This is a genomic window from Sphaerisporangium sp. NPDC004334 (assembly GCF_053602655.1).
In genome coordinates this window covers 1-12,453 of the sequence record NZ_JBSGDZ010000031.1, presented here as the reverse complement: position 1 = coordinate 12,453, position 12,453 = coordinate 1, and the positions used below count along the sequence as shown (strand labels likewise).

Genomic DNA, 12,453 nt, shown 5'->3' with positions numbered 1-12,453 from the left:
TCGGTGGCCGGCTTCGCCGGAGGGCGTGACCGGTTCCCGTGCGGACGGCGGGGTCAGTTCTTGCCGGCGACCTCGTCGGCTCCGGGGACGTCGTTGATCGAGCGCTGCGGGGGGCCGACGTACTTGGCGCTTGGGCGGACCAGCCTGCCCGTGCGCTTCTGCTCCAGGATGTGCGCCGCCCACCCGGCGGTGCGGGCGCAGGTGAACATCGAGGTGAACATGTGCGGGGGCACCTCGGCGAAGTCCAGCATGATCGCGGCCCAGAACTCCACGTTGGTGGCCAGGACGCGGTCGGGCTTGCGGGCGTGCAGCTCGGCCAGGGCGGCCTTCTCCAGCGCGCAGGCGACCTCGTAGCGGGGAGCGTTGAGCTCCTGCGCGGTGCGGCGCAGCACGCGGGCGCGGGGGTCCTCGGCGCGGTACACGCGGTGGCCGAAGCCCATCAGACGCTCGCCGGAGTCCAGCGCGCGCTTGACGTAGGTCTCGGCGTCGCCGATGCGCTCGACCTCCTCGATCATGTGCAGCACGCGGGCGGGGGCGCCACCGTGCAGCGGGCCCGACATCGCGCCCACCGCGCCCGACAGGGCGGCGGCGACGTCCGCGCCGGTGGAGGCGATCACGCGGGCGGTGAAGGTGGAGGCGTTCATGCCGTGCTCGGCGGCGGAGGTCCAGTAGGCGTCGATGGCCTTGACGTGCTTGGGGTCGGGCTCACCGCGCCAGCGGATCATGAAGCGCTCGACGATGGTGTCGGCCTCGTCGACGCGCGACTGCGGGACCATCGGCAGGCCCAGGCCGCGGGCCGACTGGGCGACGAACGACAGCGCGGTGACCGAGGCGCGTGCGAGATCGTCGCGGGCCTGGTCTTCGTCGATGTCGAGGAGCTGGCGGAAGCCGTAGGCGGGGGCCAGCATGGCCAGGGCGCTCTGGACGTCGACGCGGATGTCACCGGAGTGGACAGGGATGGGGTACGGCTCGGCCGGAGGAAGGCCGGGCTTGAACTTGTTGTCGACGAGCAGGCCCCACACATTGCCGTAGGAGACGCGGCCGACCAGCTCTTCGATGTCGACGCCCCGGTAACGCAGGGCGCCCCCTTCTTTGTCCGGTTCCGCGATCTCGGTCTCGAACGCTACTACGCCTTCGAGCCCGGGTTTGAAGTCGGACATTCTCGGCCGCCTCCCTTTCTTGAAGTCAAAGCCTTGATGTCGAGATACCGGCGGGTCATATTCAACCCCCTCGGCGTGGGTGCTCTGCCGCAGGGCCCACCGAAACGCGATCCGCCCTGGTGGGGGGTGCGACTTCGGCCGTGGCGCCGGACGCGGAAGAATACCGGTCTGTGGATGCCGCATCGAGCCCGCCGCCGCCGTTCGCGGCGCTGCGCCGTACGTACGAGGGCCTGCCGTTCGGCGAGGCCGATCTCGCCGCCGACCCTGTGACGCAGTTCGCGTCATGGTTCGCCGACGCCGTGGACGCGGGGTTCCCCGAGCCGAACGCCATGGTGCTCGCCACCTCCTCCGCCGGGGGCCGCCCGGCCGCGAGGACCGTCCTGCTCAAGGGATACGACCAGGAAGGCTTCGTCTTCTACACCAACTACGAGTCGCGCAAGGGCCGCGACCTGGCGGAGAACCCCCGGGCCTGCCTGGTGTTCCCCTGGCACCCCATGCGCCGCCAGGTGCGCGTGGAGGGCACCGTGGTGCGCCTGCCGCGGGAGGATTCCGCCGCCTACTTCCATTCTCGCCCGTACGGCTCTCGCATAGGCGCCTGGGCCTCCCGGCAGTCGGCGGTCGTGCGGTCGCGGGAGGAGCTGGACGACCGCTACCGCCAGCTCGCCGAGCGCTGGCCGGAGGAGCCGCCGATGCCCGAGTTCTGGGGTGGGTTCCGCGTGGTCCCGGCGGAGGTCGAGTTCTGGCAGGGGCAGGTCGACCGCATGCACGACCGGCTGCGCTACCGCCGCGCGGGCGGGGTGTGGCTGGTGGAGCGGCTGGCCCCCTGATCCCGACCGGCACCCCCCTCCCCCTGAACCGCTCACCCCCACTGCCTGGGTAATGTGTCCGGAGATTTCTCAAATGTCCGGGTTGGTGGGGTGGAAATGGCGCTCGTCCTTCAGTCGGTGCTGAAGCGTGTCGCCGTCGACACCCGCCCGCTGGGCGTCGCCCCCTACCGGCGGCTGCTGCTCGGGCAGGGTGTCTCCTTCATCGGCTTCCAGCTCACCTCGGTGGCCGTCAGCGCCCAGGTGTACGACATCACCCACTCCTCCCTGTGGGTGGGCCTGCTCGGGCCGGCCAACCTCATCCCGCTGGTCGTCTTCGGCCTGTGGGGCGGCGCCGTCGCCGACGCGGTCGACCGCCGCAAGCTGTTGCTCATGGGCTCGGTGGTCGCCTGGCTGGCGACGGCCGCCCTGCTGCTGCACGCCTGGGCGGGGCTGGACAACGTCTACCTGATGCTCGTTATCGTCGCCGTCCAGTCCACCGGCTTCGCCGTCACCGCGCCGACGCGCAGCGCGATCATCCCGAGGCTGGTGGCGCCCGAGCGCGTCGCCGCGGCCAACACCCTGAATTTCCTGATAAGCAGCGTCGGGACGGTGCTCGGCCCGCTGCTCGCCGGCGTCGTCCTGGCCAGGTCCGGATACGCCGCGGCCTACCTCATCGACGCCGTGTTGTTCGGCGCCGGGTTCTACGCCGCCGTCCGGCTGCCCCGCCTGGCCCCCGACGGCGAGGTGTCCCGGCCGGGCCTGCGGTCGGTCGTGGACGGCCTGCGGTACATCGCCACCCGGCCGATCGTGATGATGTCCTTCGTCGTGGACATCATCGCCATGGCCTTCGCCCTGCCCCGCGCCCTGTACCCGGAGCTGACGGCCGAGCACTTCGGCGGGTCGCCGGTCGCGTTCGGCTGGCTGTCGGCGAGCCTGGCGATCGGCGCCGTCGCGGCCGGGCTGGTGTCCGGCTGGGTCGGCAGGGTGCGCCGCCAGGGGGTGGCGCTGACCATCGTGATCGCGCTGTGGGGGCTCACCGTCGCGGCGGCGGCGTTAGCGCAGCCGCTGTGGCTGATCGTGGCGCTGCTCGCCGTCGGCGGCGCCATCGACCTGGTCTCCTCGGTCTGGCGGCAGACGATCTTGCAGACCTACGCCCCCGACGAGATGCGCGGGCGCATGCAGGGCGTGTTCATGGTCGTGGTCGCCGGCGGTCCCCGCCTTGGTGACCTGCGGGCCGGCGCGACGGCCGGCGCCTTCGGGCTCGTGCCGGCCTGGGCGGGCGGCGGGCTGCTGTGCGCCGCGATCGTGCTGGTCGCCGGGCTCTCGATCCCGGCGTTCCGCAACTACGACGCGGTGCGCGACGGGCTCGCGCGGCGCTGATCCCGGCGCGGCCGGCCGGGACGGGCGGCCGGGACGGGCGGCGCCGGCGGGGGCGCGCGGCCGTCGAGGGAGCCGGCGCGGACCTGTCCTGTGAGATCAGGTTCCGTGGGTTCAGGCGACGCGCGTGGCGAAGGATGCGATCCTAGAGAAGGAGTCACATGTTGCCGCCGCCGCGGTCGTCGTTCCCCGTCTCGCACCGTTGTGTCGGTAGGTCTGCGTAAGCTCTGTCCGGACGCCGATCCGTTCCCGGGAGACAGCGCCCTCGGCCTGTGCGGACACGGCCGTGGCCCCCGGGAGCCGGACGTAGCATCGATACTTGGGAGGGGAGGAGCCTTGACCGCACACGGCCTGATCGACACCACCGAGATGTACCTCCGCACGATCTTCGAGTTGGAGGAGGAGGGGATCACCCCTCTGCGCGCCCGCATCGCCGAGCGGCTGCAGCAGAGCGGCCCCACCGTCAGCCAGACGGTGGCCCGCATGGAGCGTGACGGCCTGGTCCGCGTCGAGGGCGACCGTCACCTGACCATGACCGACCTCGGGCGCACGCTCGCCACGCGGGTGATGCGCAAGCACCGCCTGGCCGAGTGCCTGCTCACCCAGGTCATCGGCCTTCCCTGGGAAGAGGTGCACGTCGAGGCCTGCCGCTGGGAGCACGTCATGTCCGAGTCGGTGGAGTCCCGCCTGGTCACCCTGCTCGACAACCCGGTGGTCTGCCCCCACGGCAACCCCATCCCAGGTCTGGACGAACTGGGCGTCAAAGAGTCCGACTCGTCCGCCGATGAGGTGATCTCGGCCATGGCCGATCTGGCCGGGCCCAGAGGCATACCCGTAGTCGTGCGGCGAATTAGCGAACAAGTGCAAAGTGATCCTGCTGTGATGCTTAAACTCAAGCAAGTTGGGATACAACCCGGACGCGAGGTGACGCTCGCGGCGAGCGACGACGGTGTACGGGTGACAGGTGACGATGAAGCGCACAACACGCCCGCGGAGTTCCCGCGCGATGTCGCCGCGCACGTCTTCGTCTCCCGGCGCTGACCGGTCAGAGCGTGATCGCTTGCATCTCAGTGGGGGGTCTCCCTTTCCCTTGTCCCTCAGCCCCGCCTTCCCCGAGCCTCCGGCCGGCCGTCGCCTGACCGCCGAGGCTGTTGCAGGAGCGCACGTGGTCGCCTTCGCCCATGCCCCTCTCCGAGGGGCGGCCGCCCGATGAAGCGATGGGGGGACCTCTCGCAGGACGCGGCCGATCATCTGACGCCCGAGTCGGTCCTCGACCACGCCGAGATGGCCGTGGTCGTCACCGACCGGTTCAGCAACGTGCTCTACTGGAACCCGTTCGCCGAACGCCTGTTCGGCACCCCCGACAGGCCAGGCAGCGCCGACCCGACCGTCCTGTCCCTGGGCATCATGGAGAAGGACCACCCCCTGGCCGTCGAGCTGGCCAAGCACGTCCTCAAGGGCGGCGTGTGGGAGGGCACCTTCGACGTGGTGCGCGGCGACGGCACCATCATCTACGTCCGTGCGCAGGCCGTCCCCCTGCGGCACCCCTCCGGCTCGGTCACCGGCATCGTCATCACCGCCCGCGAGGCGATGCGCAGCAACGAACGCGAGAAAGACCGCTTCGGCCTGCTCGAACGCATCGGCGAGCGCCTGGCCGGCTCCCTGTATGTCGAAGAGACGCTCAACCGCGTCGCCGAGATGCTGGTGCCCCAGTTCGCCGACCACTGCTTCATCGAGCTGTCCGAGGGCGACCGGCTGGTCCGCAAGGTGTCCACCCACGTCAAGGGGTGGACGCCCCCGCCGGGCACCTGGCGCCCCATCGGGTCCGAGATCCGCTACCCCGCCGGCCACTACGCCGAGATCGCGCTGCGCCGGCAGGAGACCATCATCGTCGAGGACTTCGCGACGATGAGCTATCCCTCGCCCAGCGAGGAGGCCACCAGGCTCTGCAGCGAGATCGGCATGACCTCCGCCATCGTCGCGCCGCTGTGCGCGCGGGGCGAGACGCTCGGCCTGATGTACCTCGGCATGTCCAACCTCACCGACCGGCGCTCGCCGCACTACGACGCCTTCGACCGCGACTTCGTCGGCGCCATCGCTACCCGGGTCGCCATCGCCGTCGACAACGCGCTGCTGTTCGAGGAAGAGCGCCACACCGCCGAGTCCTTCCAGAAGTACCTGCTGCCCCGCGAGCTGCCGCAGCTCGACGGCCTGGAGATCGCGGTCCGCTACTACCCCGCCGCCCCGCTCGCCTCACACGGCCAGGGCATCCAGACCCAGGTGGGCGGCGACTGGTACGACGTGATCCCGCTGTCGGCGGGGCGGGTCGGCATCGTCATCGGCGACGTCGAGGGCCGCGGCGCCAAGGCCGCGGCCGTCATGGGCCAGTTGCGCGCCGCGCTGCGCGCCTTCGCCCAGGACGACAAGTCCCCGGCCGACATCCTGGCGCGGCTCAACGAGTGGACCCGCATCATCGCCGCGCCCGAGCGCGACGACTACGGCACCGACGTCAGCACCCCGCCGATCGTCACCTGCCAGTACCTGGTGTACGACGCGTGGTCGCGCCAGCTGTCCTTCGCCAACGCCGGGCACTCCCCGCCGCTGCTCATCGTCGACGGCGTGGTCACCGAGCTCGACATCTCCGAGGTCGGCCAGCCGCTCGGCGTCAACGCCAAGGGCATGCACGCCGACCTGGTCTACAAGGAGGAGACGCGGGTGCTGCCGCCCGGCGCCGCCCTCCTGCTCTACACCGACGGCCTGGTCGACCGCCGCCCGGCCCGCGAGTCCGGCGAGGCGCCGCTCAGCGACGAAGAGACGCTGCGCATCCTGTGCGAGAAGGTCGCCAAGGCCTCGGCCGAGTCGGTCGAGCGCGTCGCCGACGCCGCCACCGTCGCGGTCCCCGGCGAGATCGACGACGACATGGCCATCCTGGTGATCCGCTCCGCGGGCAAGGAGCTCAAGTTCGAAGAGCGCACCTTCCCCGCCCAGCCGATCATGGTGGGCGAGGCCCGGCGCATGGCCTCGGAGGCGTTCGCGAGCTGGGACGTCCCCGAAGACCGGGTCGAGCTGGCCTGCCTGCTGGTCTCCGAGGTCGTCACCAACGTCGTGCTGCACGCCGCCAGCGCCAGCGTCCCGCGCCGCGAGCTGGTGCTGGACGGCCCGCCGCTGCCGTTCGACGAGTCCTGGGACGTTCCGGGGCTGGACAACGACATCGTCAACGAGAAGGAGTTCACGCTGCGGCTGCGCCGGGGCGAGGAGTCCATCTGGGTGGAGGTCTTCGACCAGGATCTCCGCCTGCCGCGCATCCGCAGCGCCGGCGAGAACGACGAGGGCGGCCGCGGCCTGTACCTGGTCGACCAGCTCGCCCGCCGCTGGGGCTCGCGTCCCACCAAGGAGGGCAAGGCCGTCTGGTTCGAGATCCCCACCAAGGGGCGCTGAGCCCGCCGGTCAGGGGTCGCGGCGGTCGAAGACGCGGCGGGTGACGCGCGAGGCGACGATCGTCAGCAACCAGAAGTATCGTCCCCACGACGGGCTGACGAAGCTCACCGGGATCGACAGCAGGAACACCGACGCGGCGGTGCCGGCGCCCACCAGCAATCCCCGCAGCGCGTGCGGGGGCGTCCCGGGACGCAGCAGGCCGGCGCGGGTCGCGTGCCGGGCCATCAGCACCATCAGCAGGGCGATCGCGCTGATGACGACGGCGTACAGCACCGGGCCCAGCACGAAGCCGCCCTCGCTGTTCACCCGGGTGGCGAACGGCACCACCACGACCAGGAACAGCCAGCCGAGGTTGTAGCGCAGCAGCGCGGTGTCCACCACGTGGATCTTGCGGAAGAACTGGTGGTGGGCCATCCAGAACGCGGCGATGACCCCGAAGCTGATGACGAAGTTCAGGTACTCCTCGGGGAGCAGCTTCACGAACGAGCGCCAGACCTCGGCGTCGGTCTCCCCGGTCGGCACAGGCAGTTCCAGCGCGAGCAGCGTCATCGCGATGGCGATCACCGCGTCGGAGAAGAAGATCAGGCGGTCGCGGACGTGCCGCCGGTCCTCCTCGTCGGTGAAGTGGGGGCTCTCCTGGACGTGCGTCCTGTTCAGATCCGGCACGGGGTGAAGTGTGCCACGGACGCGACACCCGTGGGGAGGGCAGGCAAGAGTGCCGCCGGGGGCGGGGTGATCGCGGCTAGAGTGGCGTGCGGGCCCTTCCCGGGCGGGGTGCCGCGTGGCGCAGCCGGGCGGGCCCGGCGGCGCACGGGCGATCCGGAGGGCGGTGGCGATGGAGAACGGCGGGCTGATCCTGCTGGTCTTCCTGGCGTTCCTTTTCGCCTGGGGGCTGAACCGCTTCCGCAAGATGATCAGGCTCGGCCCGGTGGCCTACGCCGGGGTGATGATCACCTTCGTCATCGTGATCCTCGCCCTCTACACCCAGACCCAGCGCTGATCCGCCGGCCGCCGCGCCGAAGCCAGGGAAGCCGACGGCGATGACGCCGCGAGACGGGCGAGCAGGTCGAGGACCGGCTCCCACGCCTGCCCGTCGAGGCAGATCAGGGGGTGAAGCGGTAGCCCATGCCGGGTTCGGTGATCAGGTGGACGGGGCGGGCGGGGTCGCGTTCGAGTTTCTTGCGGAGCTGGGCCATGTACTGGCGCAGGTAGTGGGTCTCCTTGGCGTACCCCGCGCCCCACACCTCGCCGAGCATCTGGCGCTGGCTGACCAGCCGGCCGGGGTTGCGCAGCAGCAGCTCCAGCATGCGCCACTCGGTGCGGGTGAGCCGGACGTCTCCGGAGACGGTCTTGGTGGCCAGGTCGACCGTGTGGTCGCCGACGCGGACCTGCGTGCTCTCGGCCTCCTGCGTGGACACCCGGCGGGTGACGGCCCGGATGCGGGCGAACAGCTCCTCGATGTCGAACGGTTTGGTGACGTAGTCGTCGGCCCCCGCGTCCAGGGCGTCGATCTTGTCCTGGTTGCCGGCCCGGCCGGACAGCACGACGATCGGCACGCGCGTCCAGCCGCGCAGGCCGTGGATGACCTCGACTCCGTCCATGTCCGGCAGCCCGAGGTCGAGCAGGACCAGGTCGGGGTGGAACTGGGCGGCCTCGCGCAGCGCGGCGCCCCCGTCGGCGGCCACGGCGACCTCGTAGTGGCGGGCGACCAGGTTGATGCGCAGGGCGCGCAGCAGTTGCGGCTCGTCGTCGACGACCAGGACCCGGGTCATCGGTGCTCTCCGACGGGCATAGAGATGATCATGGTGAGCCCTCCTCCGGGGGTCTCGTCGGGCGTCAGGGTGCCGTTCATCGCCTCGGCCAGCCCTCGGGAGAGCGCCAGGCCCAGGCCGACGCCGGTGTGGCCGGCCCGGTCGCCCAGGCGCTGGAACGGCAGGAAGACCTGGTCGTGGGCGTCTGGTGGGATGCCGGGGCCGCGGTCGATGACCCGGATCTCCACCCGGTCGCCGTAGTGGCTGCCGGTGACCAGTACCTGGTGCTCGGGCGGGCTGTAGCGGACGGCGTTGGACATCAGGTTGACCAGGATGCGCTCGAGCAGCGCCGGATCGGCCATGATCTCGGGCAGGTCGCCGGGAATGTCGTCCTGGACGCGCTCGCCGAGCGGCCCGAGGTCGTCGATGGCGCGCGGCATGACGTCCTCCAGCGCGACGGGGTGCAGGGTGAGCCCGAGCACGCCGGCCTGCAGGCGGCTCATGTCGAGCAGGTTGGCGACCAGGCGGTCCAGCCTGGCCAGCGACTCCTCGGCCGTGGCGAGCAGTTCGGCCCGGTCCTGCGGCGTCCACTCGATGGTCGTGTTGCGCAGGCTGTCCACGGCGGCCTTGGCCGAGGCGAGCGGCGTGCGCAGGTCGTGGCTGACGGCGGCGAGCAGGGCCGTGCGCATCCGGTCGGCCTCGGCCAGCGGCCGCGCGGCCTCGGCCTCCTGCCGCAGGCGCTCCTGGCGCAGGGCGACGGCGGCCTCGGCGGCGAACGCCTCCAGCACCCGGCGGTCGGAGGCGTCCAGCAGGTGGCCGCGGACGGCGAGCACGAGCCGGTCGTCGACCTGCACGTCGGTGTCGGAGTCGTCGGGGCTCGCGCAGGGCGGCCCGCCGGAGGTGGCCACGATCCGCCAGGACTGCGGGGCGGATCGGTGGTCGGGGCCGGCCGGGCCGACGCGTTCGAGCAGCGTCACCGACGTCAGGGTGAAGGTCTCGCGCAGCCGGGCCAGCAGGGACGGCAGCGCGGCCTCGCCGCGCAACACGTGCCCGGCCAGCGTGGACAGCACCTCGGCCTCGGCTCCGGCGCGGGCGGCCTCGCGGGTGCGCCGCGCCGCCAGGTCGACCACCGTGCTCACGGTGGCCGCGACCAGCACGAACACGAACAGCGCCAGCAGGTTCTCCGGCTCGGCCACCGTGAGCGTGTTCAGCGGCGGGGTGAAGTACCAGTTGAGCAGCCCGAACGCGCCCACCGCGGCGACGACCGCCGGCGACCGGCCGCCGACCAGGGCGACGACGACGACCGTCAGCAGGAACAGCAGGATCTCCCCGGGCAGCGCCAGCGTGCCGCGCAGCGGGACCAGCGCCGCGGTCAGCGCGGGAAGGCCGGCGACCGCCAGCGCCCACCCGGCCAGACGCCGGCGGCGGGTGAGGACGGCGCGGGAACGCGACGCCCTCCGCAGTCCCTTGCTGACCTCCTCGTGGGTGATCATGTGGACGTCGATGGACCCCGAGCGCGCGGTCGTGGTCACCCCCACGCCGGGGGAGAGCACCTGGGCGAAGCGCCCGCGCCGGGAGGCGCCGAGGACGAGCTGGGTGGCATTGACGCCGCGGGCGAAGTCGAGCAGGGCGCGCGGGATGTCGTCGCCGACGACCTGGTGGTAGGTGCCGCCCATGCTCTCGACCAGCGTCCGCTGACGGGCCAGGTGGGCCGGGTCGGCGCCGGCCAGGCCGTCGGGGGCGGTGACATGGACGGCCAGCAGGTCGGCGCCCTGGGTACGGGCCGCGATGCGCGCGGCCCGCCGCACGAGGGTGTCGCCCTCGGGACCGCCGGTCAGCGCGACGACGACCCGTTCGCGCGCCTCCCAGGTGCCGGCGATGCCGTGGTCGGCGCGGTACCGTTCGAGCTGCTCGTCCACCTTCCCCGCGACCCAGAGCAGGGCCAGCTCGCGCAGCGCGGTCAGGTTGCCCTCCCGGAAGTAGTTGGACAGGGCAGCGTCGATCTTCTCCGGCGGGTAGACGTTGCCGTGCGCGAGCCTGCGGCGCAGCGCCTCGGGCGACATGTCGACCAGCTCGACCTGGTCGGCCCGGCGTACGACCTCGTCGGGGACGGTCTCGCGCTGCGGCACGCCCGCGATCTGCTCCACGACGTCGTTGAGCGACTCCAGGTGCTGGATGTTGACGGTGGAGATGACGTCGATGCCGGCGTCGAGGATCTCCTCGATGTCCTGCCAGCGCTTGGCGTTGCGCGACCCCGGCACGTTGGTGTGCGCGAGCTCGTCGATCAGTGCGATCTTGGGCTTGCGCGCGATGACGGCGTCGACGTCCAGCTCGGTGAAGGTCGCGCCCCGGTAGGTGAGGGTTCTGCGGGGCAGCGTCTCCAGCCCGTCGATCAGTTCGGCCGTGCGGGCGCGGCCGTGCGTCTCCACCAGGCCGACCACCACGTCCCTGCCGCGCGTGAGCGCCCGGCGGCCCTGCGCGAGCATCGCGTAGGTCTTGCCGACGCCGGGGGCGGCCCCCAGGTAGACGCGCAGCCGCCCGCGTGCCGCGCCGGGCGCGCGCGCCGCGTCCGCCTCCCGTGCCGTGCTCACCGCTCGCCTTCCGTCATCCCGCGTCCAGGGCCAGGTTGAGCGCCAGGACGTCGACCGCCGGTTCCCCCATGAACCCCAAGCTACGACCGCTGGTGTGCCGCTCGATGAGGGCCTTGACCCGGGCGAGGGGCAGGCCGCGTTGCCGGGCGACGCGGGGCGCCTGGAGTGCGGCGTAGGCGGGGGAGATGTGCGGGTCGAGCCCGGATCCGCCGGCGGTGACGGCGTCGGGGGGGACGACGGCGGTCGCGGTGCCGCGGACGGTGACGGTGCGGCCGGCGGCGTAGTTCTGCCCTGGTGTGCCGCATTGGACGGTGATGCCTTGGTAGGTGGTGACGAACGGAGTGGCGGGGCAGGGCTGGTTGACACTGACGGCGCGGGTAGGGGCGCCGGTGGCGGGGAAGACCTTGAGCACGGCGCCGACGCCGTCAGCGGTGCAGTACGGGCGGGCGCCGCTGACCCCTTCCAGCTCGCCGACGGCCTTGCTTCGCGCGCAGACCTGGCTCAACAGGGATCGCCGGCCATGGCCCCGCACGCCTGATGCCCCGGGGACGGGCAACACGTCCACGATGTCCTCAGGGCCCAGGTTGCTCGCCGCGCTCGCCATGGGGTCGTAGCCCGCGGCCGACGGCCGGGACTGGAAGTACTTGCGCACCGGGTTGCCGTCGGCGTCGGTGAAGTTCTGCCCGATGAGCGCGCTGCCCGCGTCCTCGCCGTGGATCCGCACGATGGAGCCATTGGCCTCGCCGTTGAACAGCGCCTGCGCCACTCCCGTGACCACCAGCGGATAGACGACTCCGGTGATCACGGTGAGCACCAGCAGGGCGCGCAGGGCGGCCAGGTGCCGGTTGATCCAGCTTGGCAGATGGCGCATCTATGACATCCCCGGAAGCAACCGAATGAGCAGGTCGATGAGTTTGATGCCGATGAACGGGACGATGATGCCGCCCAGGCCGTAGATGTAGAGGTTGCGGGACAGGAGTTGGGAGGCGCTGGAGGGGCGGTAGCGGACTCCGCGTAGTGCCAGGGGGATGAGGGCGATGATGACGATGGCGTTGAAGATGACGGCGGAGAGGATGGCGGATTGGGGGGTGGCCAGGCGCATGATGTTGAGGGTGTCCAGGCCGGGGTGAACGGCGGCGAACATGGCGGGGATGATGAGGAAGTATTTGGCGATGTCGTTGGCGATGGAGAAGGTGGTGAGGGCGCCGCGGGTGATGAGGAGTTGTTTGCCGATTTCGACGATTTCGATGAGTTTGGTGGGGTTGGAGTCGAGGTCGATCATGTTGCCGGCTTCTTTGGCGGCGGTGGTGCCGGTGTTCATGGCGACGCC

At 71.5% G+C, this 12,453-nt stretch carries 10 protein-coding genes and 1 pseudogene; 5 read left to right on the top strand and 6 right to left on the bottom strand.

The features are described 5' to 3' along the window. Positions 1-53: 53 nt before the first annotated feature. On the bottom strand, positions 54-1,160 hold the full coding sequence (locus ACWEN6_RS32785) for a citrate synthase 2 (protein ID WP_452575692.1): 1,107 nt from the start codon (positions 1,158-1,160) through the stop codon (positions 54-56). Between the two features lie 170 nt (positions 1,161-1,330). Between ACWEN6_RS32785 and pdxH the strand changes: the two genes are divergently transcribed. The 4 genes from pdxH to ACWEN6_RS32765 all read left to right on the top strand — a co-directional run bounded on the left by pdxH (position 1,331) and on the right by ACWEN6_RS32765 (position 6,781). Further along, positions 1,331-1,987, top strand: coding sequence for a pyridoxamine 5'-phosphate oxidase (gene pdxH, locus ACWEN6_RS32780; protein WP_452575690.1), 657 nt, complete (start codon positions 1,331-1,333; stop codon positions 1,985-1,987). Between the two features lie 96 nt (positions 1,988-2,083). After that, entirely contained in the window at positions 2,084-3,346 is a 1,263-nt protein-coding gene (locus ACWEN6_RS32775) for an MFS transporter (protein WP_452575688.1), read from the top strand. Between the two features lie 333 nt (positions 3,347-3,679). Continuing rightward, positions 3,680-4,384 carry a metal-dependent transcriptional regulator gene (locus ACWEN6_RS32770; RefSeq protein ID WP_354852403.1) on the top strand — a complete coding sequence of 235 codons (705 nt, stop codon included), beginning with the start codon at positions 3,680-3,682 and terminating at the stop codon, positions 4,382-4,384. 168 nt (positions 4,385-4,552) lie between these two features. Beyond that, positions 4,553-6,781: a SpoIIE family protein phosphatase gene (locus ACWEN6_RS32765; protein ID WP_452575687.1), complete on the top strand. Its 2,229-nt coding sequence runs from the start codon at positions 4,553-4,555 to the stop codon at positions 6,779-6,781. A gap of 9 nt (positions 6,782-6,790) precedes the next feature. Here ACWEN6_RS32765 and ACWEN6_RS32760 read toward each other — a convergent pair whose 3' ends face one another. Then, positions 6,791-7,447: a TMEM175 family protein gene (locus ACWEN6_RS32760; protein WP_452575685.1), complete on the bottom strand. Its 657-nt coding sequence runs from the start codon at positions 7,445-7,447 to the stop codon at positions 6,791-6,793. A 115-nt stretch (positions 7,448-7,562) separates the two neighbouring features. Between ACWEN6_RS32760 and ACWEN6_RS32755 the strand changes: the two genes are divergently transcribed. Continuing rightward, positions 7,563-7,781: a hypothetical protein gene (locus ACWEN6_RS32755; protein ID WP_452575683.1), complete on the top strand. Its 219-nt coding sequence runs from the start codon at positions 7,563-7,565 to the stop codon at positions 7,779-7,781. A gap of 103 nt (positions 7,782-7,884) precedes the next feature. Here ACWEN6_RS32755 and ACWEN6_RS32750 read toward each other — a convergent pair whose 3' ends face one another. From ACWEN6_RS32750 to ACWEN6_RS32735, 4 genes and pseudogenes are all read right to left on the bottom strand, one after another. Then, positions 7,885-8,553 carry a response regulator gene (locus ACWEN6_RS32750; RefSeq protein WP_452575681.1) on the bottom strand — a complete coding sequence of 223 codons (669 nt, stop codon included), beginning with the start codon at positions 8,551-8,553 and terminating at the stop codon, positions 7,885-7,887. Beyond that, positions 8,550-11,018: a DUF4118 domain-containing protein gene (locus ACWEN6_RS32745; protein ID WP_452575825.1), complete on the bottom strand. Its 2,469-nt coding sequence runs from the start codon at positions 11,016-11,018 to the stop codon at positions 8,550-8,552. Before ACWEN6_RS32745 ends, ACWEN6_RS32750 begins: the two co-directional genes overlap by 4 nt. A 118-nt stretch (positions 11,019-11,136) precedes the next feature. Beyond that, on the bottom strand, positions 11,137-11,994 hold the full coding sequence (locus ACWEN6_RS32740) for a potassium-transporting ATPase subunit C (RefSeq protein WP_452575679.1): 858 nt from the start codon (positions 11,992-11,994) through the stop codon (positions 11,137-11,139). Then, positions 11,995-12,453: pseudogene (locus tag ACWEN6_RS32735) on the bottom strand (potassium-transporting ATPase subunit B); the annotation flags it as partial.

Excerpts from the sequence above, each read along its gene's own strand:
- ACWEN6_RS32785 (WP_452575692.1), bottom strand. The coding sequence starts at position 1,160 with ATGTCCGACTTCAAACCCGGGCTCGAAGGCGTAGTAGCGTTCGAGACC.
- ACWEN6_RS32765 (WP_452575687.1), top strand. The coding sequence starts at position 4,553 with ATGAAGCGATGGGGGGACCTCTCGCAGGACGCGGCCGATCATCTGACG.
- ACWEN6_RS32750 (WP_452575681.1), bottom strand. The coding sequence starts at position 8,553 with ATGACCCGGGTCCTGGTCGTCGACGACGAGCCGCAACTGCTGCGCGCC.
- ACWEN6_RS32775 (WP_452575688.1), top strand. The coding sequence starts at position 2,084 with ATGGCGCTCGTCCTTCAGTCGGTGCTGAAGCGTGTCGCCGTCGACACC.
- ACWEN6_RS32745 (WP_452575825.1), bottom strand. The coding sequence starts at position 11,018 with ATGCTCGCGCAGGGCCGCCGGGCGCTCACGCGCGGCAGGGACGTGGTG.
- ACWEN6_RS32740 (WP_452575679.1), bottom strand. The coding sequence starts at position 11,994 with ATGCGCCATCTGCCAAGCTGGATCAACCGGCACCTGGCCGCCCTGCGC.